Origin of the sequence: Rathayibacter sp. AY1A3 (assembly GCF_002930975.1) — a bacterium.
Lineage (GTDB): Bacteria > Actinomycetota > Actinomycetes > Actinomycetales > Microbacteriaceae > Rathayibacter.
Map to the genome: position 1 here is coordinate 1 of NZ_PSTO01000004.1, position 16,274 is coordinate 16,274.

Sequence of the window (16,274 nt, forward strand, 5' to 3'; positions counted from 1 at the left end):
GCTGCGTGGTGCCGCGGAGGGGCGAGGTCTCGAGCGGGGTGCGCGCGAACTTGGCGGCTGCGGCGGCGGGCGCCGAGACCGGGGCGGCCGGAGCCCACCGACTCCAACCCCGGCTACGTCACCCCGCTCGTGCGCAAGCTCGCCGGCGAGAACGGCATCGACCTCTCCACCCTCACGGGAACCGGAGTCGGCGGCCGCATCCGCAAGCAGGACGTCCTCGACGCGGTCGAGGCCGCCAAGTCGGCTCCGGCCGCCCCGGTCTCGGCGCCCGCCGCCGCAGCCGCCAAGTTCGCGCGCACCCCGCTCGAGACCTCGCCCCTCCGCGGCACCACGCAGCCGATGTCGCGCCTGCGCAAGGTCCTCGCGCAGCGCGCCGTCGAGTCGATGCAGACGAGCGCCCAGCTCACCTCGGTCATCGAGGTCGACGTCACGGCGGTCGCCCGCTTCCGCGACTCGGTCAAGAAGAGCTTCCAGGAGAAGACCGGCGCCAAGCTGTCCTTCCTCCCGTTCTTCGCCCTCGCGGCGGCCGAGGCGCTCAAGGCCTACCCGGTGATCAACTCGACCCTCGACGGCGAGTCGATCGTCTACCCGGACCACGAGAACATCAGCATCGCCGTCGACACCGAGCGCGGCCTGCTGACCCCGGTCCTCAAGAACGCGTCCGAGCTGAACCTCGCGCAGATCGCCTCCACCATCGGAGACCTGGCCGAGCGCACCCGCAACAACAAGCTGAAGCCCGACGAGCTCGCCGGCGGCACCTTCACGCTGACCAACACCGGTTCGCGCGGGGCCCTGTTCGACACTCCCGTCGTGTTCCTGCCGCAGACCGCGATCCTCGGCACCGGCATCGTCACCAAGAAGCCGGCCGTCGTGCAGGTGGACGGTGCTGACGCCATCGCGATCCGCTCGACCGTCTTCCTCGCGCTCTCGTACGACCACCGCACGGTCGACGGAGCCGACGCGGCGCGCTTCCTGGTCGCGATCAAGGAGCGCCTCGAGGAGGGCTCGTTCGAGAACGACCTCGGCATCTGACACGCTCCCCCTGAGCGCGCCTCTCACGAGGCCGCTCCGGTGTAGACGTCGCGGATGAGCCAGCCGGCCTCCGTCCTGATGATCAGGACGGAGGCCGCTGTCGTCCCTGGGGCCGTCCGGAGGTGCACGACCGCCGATGCCCCGTTCACGTCGACGAGGACGGCCGACGCCTCCCCCGTCGCCGGGACAGCGGAGGCGGGGCCGTCCGCTTCGTCGCCGAGCGGCGAGTCCGCCGTGACCAGCCCGCGGGCGCACTCCCTGTCCCCGCACGCGCGCACCGCGTCGATCAGCACCTCCGCCGCCTGCTCGGCGTCGAGCGCGGCCGCCGCGACCGGAGCGGGCGGTGCCGCGGTCGCCACCGCCGGCGGAGTCGACCGAGCCGGAACGGGCGCGGCTGCGGTCGACGCCTCCGCATCCTGCACCTGCCGACCGGGCCCGCCCGCGAGCGATCCGGCGAGCACCGCTCCCAGCACGATCGCCGTCCCGACGGAGAGCGGTCCCCGACGCCGGACGACGAACGCCCGGAGGCGGTCCTGCCAGCCGTCGAGCGGATGGACCCGCCGGTGCCGGGCAGCCGGAGCAGGCACCGCCTCCCGACCCCGTGCACCCGCGCCGGACGTCGGCAGCGCCCGCACCGCCTCGCCTATCCCCTGCGGATCAGCGAGTCCGTAGAGGTTGCCCTCCAGCGCCAGCAGGTCGCGGTGCCGCGCGAGGGCGGCGACCGGCAGCTCCGGGCAGAGCATCCCGAGGCGCTCCAGGACCCGCTGCAGCGCGTCGCGCGCCGCACGCGGGGTGTCGACGGCGGGCGTCGTCAGCAGCAGCAGGGGCCGACCCTCCTCCGTCAGGCCGATGTCGTCCGTCGTCGGAGCCAGCCATGCTCCCTCGAGCGCGGCCGAGCGGACCGCGCCCACCACGGGGGCGAGGAGGGTGACCGCGGCGCCGAGTCCGATCCCCCGCTCGACCCGCAGGAACCTCTCGAGCGTGGCGACGACGGGAGGGGCGGTCGACACGATGCACCTCCTCGGAGACGACTCCACCCGGACGATGCTCTCGCGGTGGCGGTGCTCGGCGAGCCGAGCCACCGGCGACGCCTGCAGCGCCTCGGCCTCCCGCGGCCGCATCGTCCGCTCGGCCGGCGGTGCGGCGTCCGGCGCAGGCGTCCGCCGCCTCCCCGTCCGCACTCCGCCGATCCTCCGGCCCTGGACCGTCCCGCTGCTCGTCATGAGGCGAGCCTGACCGCACGTCGAGGCGGAGGACGCCCACCGATCCCGATCGGTGGACGGATCGGCGCACGTGCCCTCTGTGGAGGAGCCGGATCCGCGTCCGGGGTCCGCCGCCGCGCTCCCGCTCGGTATCCTTGACGTCATGGCACGCAGCACGGAACCGTCGACGAAGGCGGTCAAGGAACCCGGACGTCTCAAGCAGATGTGGCAGGTGTTCCAGATGACCCGCCGCTACGACAGCAGCGCCGTCTGGATCATCCTCCTCGCGCTCCTGCTCCCGATCCTGCTCGGCGTGCTCCTCGGCATCCTCCTCGGCAACGGCAACGGCTTCGTGATCGCGCTGTGGATCATCGTGGGCGTGATGGCCGGCCTGGTCGCCGGACTCGCCGTGCTCTCGCGTCGCGCCGAGCGCGCCGCCTACGGGCAGATCGCCGGGCAGCCCGGCGCGGTCGGCGCCGTCCTGCGCAGCGGACTGCGCGGCACCTGGACCGGCGGGGAGATGCCCGTCGCCGTCAACGGCAAGACCCAGGACGCCGTCTACCGCGCGGTCGGCCGCGGAGGCGTCGTGCTGATCGCGGAGGGCCCCGCCTCCCGGACCAAGCGCATGCTCGAGGACGAGCGGCGCAAGGTGTCGCGGATCCTGCCGAACGTGCCCGTCACCTTCGTGCACGTCGGCTCCGACGCCGATGCGACTCCGCTGCACAAGGTGCCGAGCCGCCTCTCGAAGACGAAGAAGGTCCTCACCAAGGCCGAGGTCCTCGCGGTGAAGAACCGGCTCTCCTCGCTCAACACGTCGCTGCCCATCCCGAAGGGCGTCGACCCCTTCAAGGTGCGCCCTCAGCGATCGCGCTGACGCACGACGCGACAGGCCGGTCGGGATCTCTCCCGGCCGGCCTGCTTCGTCTGCGGCGCGAGTCAGTAGCGGACGAGAACCGTCCCGGCCACCTTGTCGTGGAAGCCGCGCTGGTCCGAGTCCCAGACGAGCGCCGGCACCAGCACGGCCAGCAGCACAGAGCGCACGATCGGGCGCCACACGCCGACCCAGCCCCCGCCGAGACGGATGACGCGCATCCCGAGCAGGCGGTGCCCGATGCTGCCGCCGATGGTGGGGATGAAGACGACCTGCAGCAGGACGAACAGCAGCAGGCTCGCCCAGCGGTCGTAGTCGAAGAACGCGAGCGACAGCAGAGCGGCGACGGCGAAGTCGACGGCCAGGGCGGCGATGCGGCGGCCGGACCGTCCGACCGAGAGGCGGCCCTCTCGGGGGAGGCCGAGACGCTCCCCCGGGTACGAGCTCGGGGCGGCGTCGGCGAAGGTCCTGCGGTCGGCGGCTGGCATCCTCCGATCCTATCCGCGGCGTCTCGGAGCGGACCGAGGAGCGGGTGGTCCGGCAGACGACGTGGAGCCCGACCCCGGACGGGCCCCGTAACATGTCGGAAACAACAGGGACACGGTGGGGAAACCCCCCGTCACTACCCTGGAACGGCTGCGCTCTGCAGCACCCCGTTACGCCATTGGAGACCTTTGCATGTTTAAAGATTCTTCCGAGGTGCTCTCGTTCATCAAGGACACGGACGTCAAGTTCCTCGACATCCGGTTCACCGATCTCCCCGGTGTCCAGCAGCACTTCAACATCCCCGCCTCGACTGTCGATGAGGAGTTCTTCTCCGTCGGTCAGCTCTTCGACGGGTCCTCGATCCGCGGATTCGCGAACATCCACGAATCGGACATGCAGCTGATCCCTGACGTGACCACCGCCTACGTGGACCCGTTCCGCGTCGAGCGCACGCTGATCCTCGTCTTCGACATCTACAACCCGCGCAACGGCGAGATCTACTCCAAGGACCCGCGTCAGGTCGCGAAGAAGGCCGAGAAGTACCTCGCGTCGACCGGCATCGCCGACACCGCGTTCTTCGCCCCCGAGGCGGAGTTCTACATCTTCGACGACGTCCGCTACGAGATCACGCAGAACTCCGCGTTCCACTCCGTCGACTCGGTCGAGGGCGCCTGGAACTCGGGACGCGTCGAGGAGGGCGGCAACCTCGGCAACAAGACGCCCTACAAGGGCGGCTACTTCCCGGTGAGCCCCGTCGACAAGCAGGCCGACCTGCGCGACGACATCTGCCTCAAGCTGATCGACGCCGGCCTCATCCTCGAGCGCTCGCACCACGAGGTGGGCACCGGCGGCCAGGCCGAGATCAACTACCGCTTCGACACGATGGTCCACGCGGCGGACGACATCCTGAAGTTCAAGTACATCGTCAAGAACACGGCCGAGCAGTGGGGCAAGACCGCCACGTTCATGCCGAAGCCGCTCTTCGGCGACAACGGCTCGGGCATGCACACCCACCAGTCGCTGTGGAACGACGGCACGCCGCTCTTCTACGACGAGAACGGCTACGGCGGTCTCTCGGACCTCGCGCGCTGGTACATCGGCGGCCTGCTCAAGCACGCCCCCGCCGTCCTCGCGTTCACGAACCCGACGGTCAACTCGTACCACCGCCTGATCCCGGGCTTCGAGGCGCCGGTCAACCTGGTCTACTCGGCCGGCAACCGCTCCGCGTCCATCCGCATCCCGATCACCGGCACGAACCCGAAGGCCAAGCGCATCGAGTTCCGTGCGCCCGACGCCTCCGGCAACCCGTACCTCGCGTTCGCCGCGCAGCTGATGGCGGGCCTCGACGGCATCAAGAACCGCATCGAGCCGCACGAGCCGGTCGACAAGGACCTCTACGAGCTGCCCCCCGAGGAGGCGAAGCTCATCCCGCAGGTCCCCGCGACCCTGGGCGAGGCTCTCGACGCCCTCGAGGCCGACCACGACTTCCTCCTCCAGGGCGGCGTGTTCACTCAGGAGCTCATCGACACCTGGATCGAGTACAAGCGCGAGAAGGAGATCAAGCCCCTCGCGCAGCGTCCTCACCCGTTCGAGTTCGAGCTGTACTACGGGGTCTGATCCCGCAGCACTGCCGAAGGGCCGTTCCTCCTCGGAGGGGCGGCCCTTCGCCGTCCCCGGCGTGCGGGCGTCAGCGGTAGGAGGGAGCGTCTCCCGCGGCCGGCCCGTAGAACAGGCGCTCGAAGACCGCGCGGCAGCGGCGGGTCACGCCGAGGTAGTCGTCCTCGAGCGCCGTCGCGGACCCGGCCGGGTACTCGAGCAGGCGCGCGACGCCCTCGAGCTGCCGGCGGTCGGTCGGGAGGACGTCGCTGGTGCGGTTGCCCCAGAGCGTGGTGCCCGAGCGGACACGGGACGCGAGGATCCACGCGGCACGCAGCCGCTCCGCGTCCTGCGGGCCGACCATGCCCTCCTCCTCCGCGACCGCGAGGGCGGTGAGGGTCGAGGTGGTCCGCAGCGCCGGGGTCCGCCGCGCGTGCTGCAGCTGGAGGAGCTGCACCAGCCACTCGACGTCGCTCAGCGATCCGCGGCCGAGCTTGAGGTGACGGCGGGGGTCGGCGCCCTGCGGCAGACGCTCGCTCTCGACCCGTGCCTTGATCCGCTTCACCTCGCGGATGTCGCGGTCGGAGACCGCTCCCGGGTAGCGGACCCCGTCAGCCAGCTCCTCGAAGTCCTCGATGAGCGCCTGATCCCCCGCCACTCCCCGCGCCCGGAGCAGCGCCTGCGCCTCCCAGGTCAGCGACCAGCGGGCGTAGTAGGCGCGGTAGGAGTCGAGGGAACGCACGAGGGGCCCGTTCTTGCCCTCGGGCCGCAGGTCGGCGTCGAGGTCGAGCGGCAGGCGGGAGTCCTCCGTGAGCCGGACCAGCTCGGCGACGACGAACTGCGAGTAGAGCTGGGCCTGGTGCGGCTCGGCGGTGCCGGGTCGCTGGACGTACATCACGTCGGCGTCGGAGCCGAAGCCCAGCTCCGCCCCTCCGTACCGGCCCATGCCGATGATCGCGAACTCCGCGTCGGCGCCGGGCCGGGTCGCACTGCCGCGCCGGATGGCGGAGAGCACGCCGCCCAGCAGTGCGCTGATGATGTCGGTGAGGCTGGTCGCGATCTCCTCGATCGAGCTGAGGCCGAGCACGCCACCCATGGCGGTCCGCAGCACCTCGCGCCGGCGCATCGAGCGGAGGACCGAGGCGACCGCGTCGGGCGTCTCGTGCCGGGCGAGCACGGCGCGCACCTCCTCGGCGAGCTGGGCGGCGCTGCGGGGGCGGAGGGCGTCGTCGTCCTCGAGCCAGGCCGCCGACTCCGGGATGCGGTCGAGCAGCTCGCCGACGAAGCGCGATCCGGAGAGCACCGTGGTGAGCCGCTTGGCGGCTCCGGACGAGTCGCGCAGCATCCGGAGGAACCAGGGCGTCCCGCCCAGTGCGTCGCTGAGGCGCCGGAACGCGAGCAGGCCGTAGTCCGGGTCCGGTCCGTCGGCGAACCACTGCAGCATCACCGGCACGAGGTGGCGCTGGATGCTCGCGCGGCGCGAGACGCCCGAGGTCATCGCGGCGATGTGGCCGAGCGCCCCGCGGGCGTCCGCGAAGCCGATGGCGGCGAGGCGCGCCTCCGCCTGGCCGGTGGACAGCTCGGCGCCGCCGTCGGAGAGCGCGGCGACCGCGGAGAGCAGCGGACGGTAGAACAGGCGCTCGTGCAGGCCCCGGACGCGGTGCTTGATCCCGTTCCAGACGCTCAGCAGCTCCTCCGCCGTGCGGGCGAGCCCGCTGGAGCGGGCGAGGGTCCGCAGCTCGTGCTCGTCCCGCGGCATCAGGTGCGTGCGTCGCAGGCGCCGCAGCTGGAGGCGGTGCTCGAGCAGCCGGAGTGCTCGGTAGTCCTGCGCGAACTCCTCCGCGGCGGAGCGGCCGATGTACCCGCGGTCGGCGAGGGCGCCCAGGGCGAGCAGAGTCCCGGGCATGCGGATCTCGTCGTCGGTCTGCCCGTGGACGAGCTGGAGCAGCTGCACCGTGAACTCGATGTCGCGCAGGCCGCCAGGCCCGAGCTTGATCTGGTAATGGACGTCGTTCTGCGGGATGTTCTCGGTGACCCGCTCCCGCATCCGCTGCACCGACTCGACGAAGTTCTCGCGGGAGGCGCTCGACCAGACCTTGGGCGCGACCGCGTCGACGTACGCCCGCCCCAGCTCCTGGTCGCCGGCGAGCGGACGCGCCTTGAGCAGCGCCTGGAACTCCCAGCTCTTCGCCCACCGGTCGTAGTAGGTGATGTGCGACTCGAGGGTGCGCACGAGCGCGCCCTGCTTGCCCTCCGGGCGCAGGTTCGGGTCGACCTCCCAGAGCTCCGGCTCCATCGCCAGCGCAGAGGTTCCGCGCATGAGGAGCACGGCGAGCCGGGTGGCGACGTCGATCGCACGGGCGTTCGTCAGCTCCTTCTCCGGGTCGCCCTCGGCGACGAAGATCACGTCGACGTCGCTGACGTAGTTGAGCTCGGACGCTCCCGCCTTGCCCATGCCGATGACGGCGAAGCGGGTGGCGGCGACCTCGTCGCGGCCGAAGCGACCCGGGCCCGTGCCCTCGACCAGCTCGGTCCGCGCCACGGCGAGGGACGCCTCCAGCGCGGCTCCGGCGAGGTCGGCCAGCGCCCTCGTCACCCGGTCGATCGCCGCGACGGGGTCGGCCTGGCTCAGGTCGTGGACGACGATCCTGGTGAGGAGGCGGCGGTACCGCACGCGCAGCGCCGTCCAGCCCGCTTCCTCCCGGAGCGACGAGAAGCCGTCGACGGCGCCGACCGACTCGAGCAGCTCGGCCTTCATCTCGGCGCGCCCGGGGAGCGTGCGCACCGGCTCGAGCACGCTGGCCAGCTCGTCGGGCCGGCGCTGGAGGAAGTCGGCGAGGCCGGAGGAGGCCCCCACCACCAGAAGCAGCCGGGTCAGGGCCTCGTCGTCGGCGAGGACCGCGTCCATGCTGTCGCGGTGCCGTCGCAGCAGGTCGATCAGAGCGAGCAGCGCCTCGTCCGGATCCGCCACCCGGGCGAAGGAGGGCAGCACCGACTCGAGCTGCCGCCCGGCCAGCTCCTCCGCCTCGGCCAGCCGCGCTCCGGTCTCGCCGAGCGCGGCGAAGCCGAGGCGTGCGACATCGCGGAGGGAGCGTTCGCGGGGCATGGCCGAGGCGTCAGAGCATCTCGAGGTTGCTGCGCAGCTCGTACGGCGTGACCTGGGCGCGGTACTCGGCCCAGTCCTTCCGCTTGTTGAGCAGCACGAAGTTGAACACCTGCTCGCCCAGCGTCTCGGCCACGAGCTCGGACTCCTCCATCAGCGAGATGGCGCGGTCGAGGCTGGCGGGCAAGGCGCCGTAGCCGAGCGCCCGGCGCTCCGCGTCCGAGAGGGCCCACACGTTGTCCTCGGCCTCGGCCGGGAGCTCGTAGCCCTCCTCGATGCCCTTCAGCCCGGCTGCCAGGAGCAGCGAGTACGCCAGGTAGGGGTTCGCCGCGGAGTCCAGCGCCCGGTACTCGATGCGCGAGGACTGCCCCTTGTTGGGCTTGTAGAGCGGGACGCGCACGAGGGCGGACCGGTTGTTGTGGCCCCACGAGACGTAGCTGGGCGCCTCGTCGCCGCCCCAGAGCCGCTTGTAGGAGTTGACGAACTGGTTCGTCACGGCGGTGATCTCGGGGGCGTGCTTGAGCAGGCCCGCGATGAACTGGCGGCCGAGCTTCGACAGCTGGTACTGGGCGCCCTGCTCGTAGAACACGTTCACGTCGCCCTCGAAGAGCGAGAGGTGGGTGTGCATGCCCGAGCCGGGGTGCCCGGAGAGCGGCTTCGGCATGAAGGTCGCATAGACGCCCTGCTCGATCGCCACCTCCTTGATCACGGTGCGGAAGGTCATGATGTTGTCGGCCGTCGTGAGCGCGTCCGCGTAGCGGAGGTCGATCTCGTTCTGGCCGGGGCCCGCCTCGTGGTGGCTGAACTCGACAGAGATGCCCAGATCCTCCAGCATGCGCACGGAGCGGCGGCGGAAGTCGTGCGCCGTGCCTCCGGGGACGTTGTCGAAGTACCCGGCGGAGTCGACCGGCTCCGGACCCTCGGCGCCGAAGGACGACGACTTGAGGAGGTAGAACTCGATCTCGGGGTGCGTGTAGAAGGTGAACCCGCGCTCGGCCGCCTTCGCCAGCGTGCGCTTGAGCACGTTGCGCGGGTCGGCGACGGCGGGCTGGCCGTCCGGCGTGGTGATGTCGCAGAACATCCGCGCCGTCGGGTCGATCTCTCCGCGCCACGGGAGGATCTGGAAGGTCGACGGGTCCGGATGCGCGAGGACGTCGGCCTCGAAGGAGCGGGTGAGGCCCTCGATGGCGGAGCCGTCGAAGCCGAGCCCCTCCGCGAACGCGCCCTCCACCTCGGCCGGCGCGATCGCGACCGACTTCAGCGTGCCGACGACGTCGGTGAACCAGAGGCGAACGAATTTGATCCCTCGCTCTTCAATGGTGCGAAGAACGAAGTCCCGTTGCTTGTCCATCCAGACCCCTCCTGTTTCGACCCTCAGGCTACTGCCTCCGACCGGGGCCCGCGGGGCGCCCGAGGCGCGCCGTAGACTGGCGCCCATGTCAGCGCAGCCCGTGAAACGCGTTCGAACCCGCCACTTCCAGAACGCGAAGGACTCCGGTGTCCGCATCACCGGGCTGACCAGCTACGACCAGCTGACGGCGAAGATCTTCGACGACGCCGGGATCGACTTCCTCCTCGTGGGCGACTCCGCCGGCAACACGGTGCTCGGGTACGACACCACTCTGCCCGTCACCGTCGACGAGCTCATCCCGCTGGCACGTGCCGTCGCCGGAGCCGTCGAGCGCGCCTTCGTCGTCGCCGACATGCCCTTCGGCTCCTACGAGTCGGGTGCCGACGACGCGCTGCACACGGCGTTCCGCTTCATGAAGGAGACGCACGCGCACGCGGTGAAGCTCGAGGGCGGAGTCCGCTCCGCCGAGCAGATCCGGCGCATCGTCGAGGCGGGCATCCCCGTGATGGCGCACATCGGCTTCACGCCGCAGAGCGAGCACGGGCTCGGCGGCCACATGGTCCAGGGGCGCGGCGAGGGCATCGAGCAGCTGCTCGCCGACGCGCGCGCCGTCCAGGAGGCCGGTGCGTTCGCCGTCGTCCTCGAGATGGTGCCCGCCGACGCGGCACGTCAGGTGACGGAGGAGCTGCGCATCCCCACGATCGGAGTCGGAGCGGGACCGCACGTCGACGGACAGCTGCTCGTGTGGACGGACTTCGCCGGATTCACCACCGGCCGCATCCCCCGCTTCGTGAAGCAGTACGCGGATCTGCGCGGCGTGCTCACCGGAGCGGTCACCGCGTTCCGGGACGACGTGGAGTCCGGCGCCTACCCCGGCGCCGAGCACAGCTACGAGTAACCGCGGTCAGCGGTCCTCGGCGGCGTCCTCCTCGGCCCACTTGCGGCTGTTCTCGTGCAGCCGCTCGAGGGCGTGCTCCGCCTCCTCGCGAGAGGAGAAGGGTCCCACCCGGTCGACGGAGGGGGACACGAATCCCTGCTCCACCGTGCCGGCCTTGAGGTTGTACCACCAGGAGTTCGCGTCGCCGTCAGCCATGCCGCGATCCTACGCCGCAGCCCGCGTCGGTCCGCACCCCCGCCCTTCGCTAGCATGGCCGCTATGACTGCTGCGGCGACCGCCATCGGAATCGACATCGGGGGAACGGGCATCAAGGGGGCCTCGGTGGACCTGGCCGCGGGCACTCTGCTCAGCGACCGGATGAAGCTCGCCACTCCCCCGGGCGGCACGCCGAAGGACATCGTCGCCACCGTCCAGCAGATCCTCGAGAAGATCCCGGACGTGCCCTCGGACACCCCGGTCGGCATCTGCTTCCCCGCCGTCGTCGTCCACGGACGGACGATGTCGGCGGCGAACGTGTCGGACGAGTGGATCGGCCTCGAGGCCGAGAAGCTGTTCGAGGACGCGATCGGCCGGAACATCTTCTTCGTCAACGACGCCGATGCGGCGGGCTACGCCGAGTCGCGCTTCGGAGCGGCGAAGGACAAGGAGGGCCTGGTCATCATGACCACCCTCGGCACCGGCATCGGGACGGCGCAGATCCACGACGGGATCCTCATCCCCAACGCTGAGCTCGGCCACCTCGAGATCCACGGCGGCGACTACGAGAAGAAGGCCTCGTTCGCCGCCAAGGAGCGCGACGACCTCGACTACAAGCACTGGGCGAAGCGCCTGCAGCGCTACTACTCCCACCTCGAGGCGCTGCTCTGGCCCGATCTCTTCATCGTCGGCGGCGGCATCTCCAAGCACCACGACGAGTTCCTCCCGCTGCTCGACCTGCGCACCCCGATCATCCCGGCGGCGCTCCGCAACAACGCCGGCATCCTCGGCGCGGCCGCGCTCGCAGGGCGGGGCTGAGTCTTTTTCCTCGCCGGTCCCCGCCCGCCGAGGCGCGGTCGGCCTCGGGAGGTGACGCGTTCCGGGGAGCGGGGTGCGGACGGCTACGGCGAAACGCTGGCACGCGTTTCGCCGGTTCGCCTGGTGCGTGGCGCCATGGCGGACGGACGTGATCAGGCTTTCAGGGTCCAGCGGTCGCGGTGAGCCAGGACGTGGGCGGGGGCACCTGGTCCTCGGCGGCGATCCGCAGCGGCGTCTCAGGACCGTCCTCCGGGATCGGCGCCTGCCGGACGTCGTGCTGCACCACTTCGTCCGCAGGAGGCAGCGCGAGAGATGGACCGCGCCAGTCCTGTCGAGTGGCGGCGCAAGGATGTATCGAGACCCGGGAACCGCCACGGCAGGCCGTCGCGCTGCCTGCGGGCGGGAGCGCGAGCTCGGCGACCGGCGGAGACGCGAGATGCCCCGCCGGGGCGGGGCATCTCGTGGCGAAGGGGTCGGCTGATACGCCGGGTTCTGTTCACGCCGCGCCTCTCGGCGGGCGCTGGACGGCCATCTCTCTCGGAGCCACGTCGCCGTGACCCTCCAGCGGTCTACCCGAGGACCCGACGAGCAGCCGCATCGTCCTCTGTCTGACCTTGCTCCGGGCGAGGTTTACCGAGCGGACCGGATCACTCCGGCCCCTGGTGGTCTCTTACACCACCGTTTCACCCTTACCGCCGGCCGGAGCCGACGGCGGTCTGTTCTCTGTGGCACTGTCTCGCGGGTCGCCCCGGGTGGGTGTTGCCCACCGCCCTGCTCTGCGGAGCCCGGACGTTCCTCGGCACCACGGCTCTCGCCGCGGTGACGCGACCGTCTTGCCGGCCCGTTCGCCCGTCCAGTGTACGGCTCAGGCGAGGGTGGACTCCTCGCCGCGCACCAGGATGCAGCCGCTGTCGGGGCAGAGGACGACCTCGTCGGGAGCGGAGGCGCGGATCCAGGAGAGGTCCGACTCGGTGAGGGCCACGCCGCTCCCCTCCGACACCTTCCCGCGGAGGAGGGCCGCGCCGACTCCGTAGCGGGCGCGCTGCTTCTCGTACAGCTCGACCAGGTCCTCCGGAAGGGTCGTCACCAGGTCCGCCCGGTCCCGGGCGAGCGCCTCCTGCTTGTCGCGGAGCTTCTCGGCCTGCGCGTCGCGCTCCTCGGCGAGGGTCCCGAGCGAGGCGACGACCTCGTCGCGCTCGGCCTGAGCCGCGGCGACCTCGGACTCGATGCCCTCGATCCGCTCCATCAGGGTCAGCTCGATGTCCTCGAGGTCTCCCCGCCGCTTCACGAGGGAGGTGATCTCGCTCTCGAGCGCGGCGATGTCCTTGGCCGCGGATGCGGTCTGCAGGCGGTCGCGATCGCGGGTGAGCCGCTTCTCGACCACGCCGACGTCGGACTCGATGCGCCCGAGCTCGGTGCGCACGTCCTCGAGGCGCCCTGTGCGCTCGGCGAGGGAGCGGCGGGTCTCGTTGTCGCGGGCCTGCATCGCCTGGATCCGCGCGATCTGCGGGAGCGTCGCGAGGGCGTGGCGCAGCTGCGCGCCCCTCGTGTCCAGACTCGCCAGAGTCAGGAGTTCGCGCTGGTGTGCGGGGCTGGCTTTCACGTGGCGGTCCTCGTTCCCGGCGCGCAGTACGGGCGCGCCGCGTCCATTCTCCCGTGCCCGCGGCGGGTCAGTGCACGATCGCGAAATCCCACGGGTCGGTGCGGGTCTCGCTCACCTCGACGGTGACCGTGGGCAGGGCCTCCCGCAGCGCGGTCGCGGCGACGTCGAGCCACAGCCACTCGCTCGCCCAGTGCGAGACGTCGATGAGGGCGGGGCCGGTGCCGTGCAGGGCCTTCTCGCGCGCCTCGGACGCCGGGTGGTGCCGGAGGTCGGCGGTGATGAAGACGTCGCTCGTGCGGACGGCGGGGGCGTCCAGGAGCGAGTCCCCCGCTCCCCCGCAGAGCGACACGCGGCGCACGGGCGTCTCGTAGGCGCCCGCGGCCCGCACTCCCCCTGCGGTGGCCGGCAGGAGCTCGGCCACGGCTCCGGCCAGGCGTCCGAGCGTCACCTCCTCGGGCAGGTCGCCCACTCGGCCGAGCCCGATCGACGGGTCGGCGCCCGGGACGAGCGGCGTCGTGCCGGTCAGGCCGAGGCGGGTCGCGATCACGTCCGAGACGCCGTCCGCGACGATGTCGGCGTTCGTGTGGGCCGAGATCAGTGCGCAGCCGCCCCGGATGAGGTCCGCGAGCAGGCGGCCCTTGTAGCCGTCCTCGGCGATCGAGGTGACGCCGCGCAGCAGAAGCGGGTGGTGCGCGACCAGGAGCTGGTATCCGCCGTCGACGGCCTCCGCGACGGTGTCGGAGACCACGTCGACCGTGAGCAGGATCCGCTCCACCGCGGCGTCGGGGTCGCCGGTGACCAGGCCGGGCGCGTCCCAGCTCTCGGCGGCCGCCTCCGGCCAGAGACGGTCGATGACGGCATGGACGTCGCGCAGTGAGGGCATGCGTCCAGGGTAGGGCCGCTCAGCGCGGGTGGTCGGTCTCCACGGCGCGGATCGCGGCGTCTGCGTCGGCCGCCGCGTCGAGGTCGGCTCGCGGGTGGTCGTCCGACTCCAGCAGGAGGAGGGTGATGCCGCCGTACTGCTCGATCTCGAGCAGGCCCGCGACTCCGGAGGCGGCGAGCACGTGGCCGCCGATCCCTCCGGTGGTGTCGACGACGTGCGTGTGCAGGCCGGCGACGCTGATCCCCTGGAACGGCTGCGGGCTGACGAGGCCCAGCAGCGTGCCCTCGACGCCGGTCAGCCGGACCTCGTGCTGGTCGCGCATCGCGTCCGCCAGGCGGCGGTAGGGCTCCGCCTGCGCGATCGGCCGGCGCAGGGTCGGCGTCTCCGCCTGCGCGCTCAGGCGGACGCCGACGAAGACGTCCGGACAGGGCACGAGCGAGCGCACTGAGGCCAGTCTGCCGAGCGGCGCGATCGGGAGCCGTCGCGGCGCACGGTCGGTGGTCCGTGCTTGCCTGGGGGCCATGAACGAGTACCTGCCCTGGGCCGTCGCGGCCGCCCTGCTCCTGGCCCTTCTCATCACGGTCGTCGCCGGCCGCCGACGGCGCACTGCGGCGAGAGCGGCGGCGGAGCAGGCCGCGGAGGAGGCCTCGGAGGAGCACCAGCGCACGATCGCCGAGCGCGAGCGGAGCCACGAGGCGGCGCTCAAGGCACTGACGCGCGCGCGCGACGCCGAGCGCGACCTCAGTCGGACCGAGCTCGAGACGGCGCAGGAGGAGGTCGAGCAGACCCGTGACGCGCTCGCCAGGACCTGGAGCAGCGAGGCCGTCTCGCACACCCTGATCCGGGAGGCGTGCGCCTCGGCGGGGCTGTCCGGCGTCCTCGCCACGAACGTCGTCTTCGTACCGGTCGAGGCGCGCACGACGCGCCGCTTCCTCGCGCAGATCGACCATCTGCTGCTCACCCGGCACGGCGCGCTCATCATCGAGGCCAAGTACTGGCAGGGGGTCGTCTTCGACGGCGTGCGACCCGGTACCGTCCACCCCTCCTACGGCGTCCTCCTCGACGAGGACGCCCTGCCCGAGGCCTTCGCGGTTCAGATCGCACCGGGGACGGTGTCGCGGTGGACGGTGCGCACGCATGTCGAGCAGCACGTCCCCGCCCGGCAGGTCCGGATCCAGGCCGCGAGGCTCAACGAGCACCTGGCCCTGAACGGTCTGCCCACGCCGTGGTTCGAGACGGCCGTGCTCTACAGCCACCCCGACGTCAGGACGTACGCGCCCGGATGGCAGGGCACGGGAGCGGCACAGACGAGGATCGTGACGGGAGTCGACGAGCTGACGGACGCTCTGGCCGATCTCGCACGGCGCCCGGGCACCACGATCGGGGAGGACGCCTGGGGCGAGCTCTCCGGATTCCTCGCCGGATGCGGCGGCCATGTGGAGCCGGTCGGGCCGCCCCGTGCGTGACCAGCAGGGGGACCCGGTGGCCGGACGGGCACGGTCCTGGCTGGACTGACCGGCCTGAGCCGGACAGGACGACGACGGACAGGACGGCGCCGGACCCTGTAGCGCCGTGAAAGACGAAGGTCCGCACTCCCGGAGGAGTGCGGACCTGTTCGGTGGATCCGAGGGGATTCGAACCCCTGACCCCCTGCATGCCATGCAGGTGCGCTACCAGCTGCGCCACGGACCCATGTTCTGTTCTGTCTTGCTTCGTGCTGTCCTGCGCTGTCTACGCCCGGCGGAAGCAACTCGAATAAACTACAACACGATTCGCGTGAAGTGAAATCGAGCGCTGTCGCCGGGCGTGTTCGTCAGTTCGAGGACGTCGACGAGTCGACGGCAACAGGCTGCTCGAGGGTGAACGGCACCGTCGGGCAGTCCTTCCAGAGGCGCTCGAGCGAGTAGTACATGCGGTCCTCCTCGTGGAAGACGTGCACGACGAGGTCGCCGAAGTCGAGGAGGATCCAGCGGCCCTCCGCACGGCCCTCGCGGCGCAGCAGCTTGGCGCCGGAGTCGTTCAAGCGGTCCTCCACCTCGTTCGCGATCGCGACCACGTTGCGCTCGGAGCGGCCGGTGGCGAGGAGGAAGATGTCGACCAGCGGCAGCGGCCCCGAGACGTCGAGGGCGACGAGGTCCTCACCGCCCTTGGAGTCGGCGGCGGTGGCCGCGAGCTGGAGCAGGGCGCGGGCGGAATCGGTCGCAGTCATGAAGCCTTCAGTGTCGGTGGTGGAGA

Annotated in this window: 17 protein-coding genes, 1 tRNA gene and 1 other RNA gene; 7 read left to right on the forward strand and 12 right to left on the reverse strand. The window is 71.5% G+C overall.

Going from position 1 to position 16,274, the window contains the following annotated elements; all coding sequences use genetic code 11:
* Positions 1 to 1,032 (forward strand): 2-oxoglutarate dehydrogenase, E2 component, dihydrolipoamide succinyltransferase (sucB, locus tag C5C10_RS02605; protein WP_104328508.1); only part of this gene is annotated, 1,032 nt, incomplete at its 5' end.
* Positions 1,033 to 1,055: 23 nt separating this feature from the next.
* On the opposite strand, the gene C5C10_RS02610 is transcribed toward sucB, so the two are convergent.
* Positions 1,056 to 2,042, reverse strand: a complete 987-nt coding sequence (locus C5C10_RS02610; protein ID WP_104328444.1) for a hypothetical protein — start codon at positions 2,040 to 2,042, stop codon at positions 1,056 to 1,058.
* A gap of 1 nt (position 2,043) precedes the next feature.
* On the opposite strand from C5C10_RS02610, the gene C5C10_RS02615 reads away from it, so the two are divergent.
* A complete protein-coding gene (locus tag C5C10_RS02615; RefSeq protein ID WP_104314887.1) occupies positions 2,044 to 2,268 on the forward strand; it encodes a hypothetical protein in 225 nt (74 codons plus the stop codon).
* A 129-nt stretch (positions 2,269 to 2,397) separates the two neighbouring features.
* Positions 2,398 to 3,108 carry a DUF4191 domain-containing protein gene (locus tag C5C10_RS02620; protein WP_104223728.1) on the forward strand — a complete coding sequence of 237 codons (711 nt, stop codon included), beginning with the start codon at positions 2,398 to 2,400 and terminating at the stop codon, positions 3,106 to 3,108.
* A gap of 62 nt (positions 3,109 to 3,170) precedes the next feature.
* Here C5C10_RS02620 and C5C10_RS02625 read toward each other — a convergent pair whose 3' ends face one another.
* Positions 3,171 to 3,593 (reverse strand): RDD family protein, encoded by a 423-nt coding sequence (locus tag C5C10_RS02625; RefSeq protein WP_104223667.1) that lies wholly within the window; start codon positions 3,591 to 3,593, stop codon positions 3,171 to 3,173.
* 190 nt (positions 3,594 to 3,783) lie between these two features.
* Here C5C10_RS02625 and glnA point away from each other — a divergent pair, with 190 nt between their 5' ends.
* The gene (glnA, locus tag C5C10_RS02630; protein WP_104223668.1) at positions 3,784 to 5,208 is read left to right on the forward strand and encodes a type I glutamate--ammonia ligase; all 1,425 of its coding nucleotides are present in this window, start codon (positions 3,784 to 3,786) and stop codon (positions 5,206 to 5,208) included.
* A 70-nt stretch (positions 5,209 to 5,278) separates the two neighbouring features.
* On the opposite strand, the gene C5C10_RS02635 is transcribed toward glnA, so the two are convergent.
* A complete protein-coding gene (locus C5C10_RS02635; RefSeq protein WP_104328445.1) occupies positions 5,279 to 8,293 on the reverse strand; it encodes a bifunctional [glutamine synthetase] adenylyltransferase/[glutamine synthetase]-adenylyl-L-tyrosine phosphorylase in 3,015 nt (1,004 codons plus the stop codon).
* Positions 8,294 to 8,303: 10 nt separating this feature from the next.
* Positions 8,304 to 9,641, reverse strand: a complete 1,338-nt coding sequence (locus tag C5C10_RS02640) for a glutamine synthetase family protein (protein ID WP_068253236.1) — start codon at positions 9,639 to 9,641, stop codon at positions 8,304 to 8,306.
* Between the two features lie 85 nt (positions 9,642 to 9,726).
* Between C5C10_RS02640 and panB the strand changes: the two genes are divergently transcribed.
* On the forward strand, positions 9,727 to 10,539 hold the full coding sequence (panB, locus tag C5C10_RS02645; RefSeq protein ID WP_104254909.1) for a 3-methyl-2-oxobutanoate hydroxymethyltransferase: 813 nt from the start codon (positions 9,727 to 9,729) through the stop codon (positions 10,537 to 10,539).
* Between the two features lie 6 nt (positions 10,540 to 10,545).
* Here panB and C5C10_RS02650 read toward each other — a convergent pair whose 3' ends face one another.
* On the reverse strand, positions 10,546 to 10,734 hold the full coding sequence (locus C5C10_RS02650; RefSeq protein WP_104223671.1) for an SPOR domain-containing protein: 189 nt from the start codon (positions 10,732 to 10,734) through the stop codon (positions 10,546 to 10,548).
* 63 nt (positions 10,735 to 10,797) lie between these two features.
* On the opposite strand from C5C10_RS02650, the gene ppgK reads away from it, so the two are divergent.
* Entirely contained in the window at positions 10,798 to 11,553 is a 756-nt protein-coding gene (ppgK, locus tag C5C10_RS02655; RefSeq protein ID WP_104328446.1) for a polyphosphate--glucose phosphotransferase, read from the forward strand.
* Between the two features lie 160 nt (positions 11,554 to 11,713).
* Here ppgK and C5C10_RS18140 read toward each other — a convergent pair whose 3' ends face one another.
* From C5C10_RS18140 to C5C10_RS02675, 5 genes are all read right to left on the reverse strand, one after another.
* The gene (locus C5C10_RS18140; RefSeq protein WP_258060374.1) at positions 11,714 to 11,836 is read right to left on the reverse strand and encodes a hypothetical protein; all 123 of its coding nucleotides are present in this window, start codon (positions 11,834 to 11,836) and stop codon (positions 11,714 to 11,716) included.
* A gap of 182 nt (positions 11,837 to 12,018) precedes the next feature.
* An RNA gene (gene rnpB / locus C5C10_RS02660) (RNase P RNA component class A) lies at positions 12,019 to 12,397 on the reverse strand.
* Positions 12,398 to 12,418: 21 nt separating this feature from the next.
* Complete coding sequence (locus C5C10_RS02665) at positions 12,419 to 13,156, reverse strand: zinc ribbon domain-containing protein (protein ID WP_104239181.1); 738 nt, start codon at positions 13,154 to 13,156, stop codon at positions 12,419 to 12,421.
* A gap of 67 nt (positions 13,157 to 13,223) precedes the next feature.
* On the reverse strand, positions 13,224 to 14,039 hold the full coding sequence (locus C5C10_RS02670; RefSeq protein WP_104257395.1) for a Nif3-like dinuclear metal center hexameric protein: 816 nt from the start codon (positions 14,037 to 14,039) through the stop codon (positions 13,224 to 13,226).
* A 19-nt stretch (positions 14,040 to 14,058) separates the two neighbouring features.
* On the reverse strand, positions 14,059 to 14,484 hold the full coding sequence (locus C5C10_RS02675) for an acetolactate decarboxylase (RefSeq protein WP_181073372.1): 426 nt from the start codon (positions 14,482 to 14,484) through the stop codon (positions 14,059 to 14,061).
* A 76-nt stretch (positions 14,485 to 14,560) separates the two neighbouring features.
* Here C5C10_RS02675 and C5C10_RS02680 point away from each other — a divergent pair, with 76 nt between their 5' ends.
* Positions 14,561 to 15,505, forward strand: coding sequence for a nuclease-related domain-containing protein (locus C5C10_RS02680; RefSeq protein WP_146082089.1), 945 nt, complete (start codon positions 14,561 to 14,563; stop codon positions 15,503 to 15,505).
* 153 nt (positions 15,506 to 15,658) lie between these two features.
* Here the strand turns inward: C5C10_RS02680 and C5C10_RS02685 are convergent.
* Together C5C10_RS02685 and rsfS are read right to left on the reverse strand one after the other, a co-directional pair.
* Positions 15,659 to 15,731: transfer RNA gene (locus tag C5C10_RS02685), tRNA-Ala, on the reverse strand.
* A 121-nt stretch (positions 15,732 to 15,852) separates the two neighbouring features.
* The gene (rsfS, locus tag C5C10_RS02690) at positions 15,853 to 16,248 is read right to left on the reverse strand and encodes a ribosome silencing factor (RefSeq protein ID WP_104223676.1); all 396 of its coding nucleotides are present in this window, start codon (positions 16,246 to 16,248) and stop codon (positions 15,853 to 15,855) included.
* Between the last annotated feature and the right edge of the window lie 26 nt (positions 16,249 to 16,274).

Coding starts and splice junctions, on each gene's coding strand:
- C5C10_RS02615 (WP_104314887.1), top strand. CDS start 2,044: ATGCACCTCCTCGGAGACGACTCCACCCGGACGATGCTCTCGCGGTGG.
- panB (WP_104254909.1), top strand. CDS start 9,727: ATGTCAGCGCAGCCCGTGAAACGCGTTCGAACCCGCCACTTCCAGAAC.
- C5C10_RS02650 (WP_104223671.1), bottom strand. CDS start 10,734: ATGGCTGACGGCGACGCGAACTCCTGGTGGTACAACCTCAAGGCCGGC.
- C5C10_RS02640 (WP_068253236.1), bottom strand. CDS start 9,641: ATGGACAAGCAACGGGACTTCGTTCTTCGCACCATTGAAGAGCGAGGG.
- C5C10_RS02680 (WP_146082089.1), top strand. CDS start 14,561: ATGAACGAGTACCTGCCCTGGGCCGTCGCGGCCGCCCTGCTCCTGGCC.
- C5C10_RS02625 (WP_104223667.1), bottom strand. CDS start 3,593: ATGCCAGCCGCCGACCGCAGGACCTTCGCCGACGCCGCCCCGAGCTCG.
- ppgK (WP_104328446.1), top strand. CDS start 10,798: ATGACTGCTGCGGCGACCGCCATCGGAATCGACATCGGGGGAACGGGC.
- C5C10_RS02670 (WP_104257395.1), bottom strand. CDS start 14,039: ATGCCCTCACTGCGCGACGTCCATGCCGTCATCGACCGTCTCTGGCCG.
- rsfS (WP_104223676.1), bottom strand. CDS start 16,248: ATGACTGCGACCGATTCCGCCCGCGCCCTGCTCCAGCTCGCGGCCACC.
- C5C10_RS02620 (WP_104223728.1), top strand. CDS start 2,398: ATGGCACGCAGCACGGAACCGTCGACGAAGGCGGTCAAGGAACCCGGA.
- glnA (WP_104223668.1), top strand. CDS start 3,784: ATGTTTAAAGATTCTTCCGAGGTGCTCTCGTTCATCAAGGACACGGAC.
- C5C10_RS02635 (WP_104328445.1), bottom strand. CDS start 8,293: ATGCCCCGCGAACGCTCCCTCCGCGATGTCGCACGCCTCGGCTTCGCC.